Annotated in this window: 1 protein-coding gene; it reads right to left on the bottom strand. The window is 45.8% G+C overall.

What is annotated here, in order from left to right; genetic code table 11:
- A partial coding sequence (locus R7O13_RS27385) for a LysM peptidoglycan-binding domain-containing protein (protein WP_318305262.1) occupies positions 1-677 on the bottom strand: 677 nt, incomplete at its 3' end.
- Positions 678-679: the final 2 nt, after the last annotated feature.

The raw sequence follows: 679 nt of genomic DNA, 5'->3' as shown, positions 1-679 counted from the left end.
GAATAAACGACCGTGCCGGCTGCGGTTGAAACGATAGGTTGACCACGCTGTCCTGCGATGTCAATGCCTTTATTTCCCTGTTCTCCCGCCGAGAAGTTCTTGATTACTCTCCCTTTTGTCGGCCACAACCACTTCGATACTTTGTCGTTTTGTACCGTCGTTGTTGGCGGCTTCGGTTTAGTAGGTTGGTTATCTTTTGAACCAACATACTCCTTTGCTTTGGTTTGTTCAACTTTCTTTGGCGGCTCTTTTTGTGCGACTTTAGTCGGAGTTGTTGTAGGCTTTTGACTAGAGTTTTTACTTGAAGTCACAGGCTTTGTCGTCGTCGTTGGCTTCACCACTGGCGGCGGTGTCGTTGTAACTACAGGTACTACAACGGGTTCAACTTTTTGGCCATATTTTGGCGCGACATATTTCGGAGCCCAAAGTTTTAGCTTTTGACCTGGATAAATGGTGTAAGGCTGAGAGAGTTCGTTGTAACGTACAAGATCATTTACATCCTTATCTGTGACGTAAGCAATGAAATAAAGTGTGTCACCTTTCTTTACTTCGTAGTAACTCCCTCTATAACTGCCACGCTCAACGCTCGAATAATCCTTCTTTAGGCTGGAAACAGGCGCAGGTGAGTGAGCCGCGCAACCAACGAGTCCCGCAGCTAATACAAAGCTAATACCAATAT

The organism is Vibrio sp. Y176 (assembly GCF_033438945.1).
Note: the sequence above shows the minus strand (reverse complement) of the source record. Positions and strands in the feature narration are given on the sequence as shown.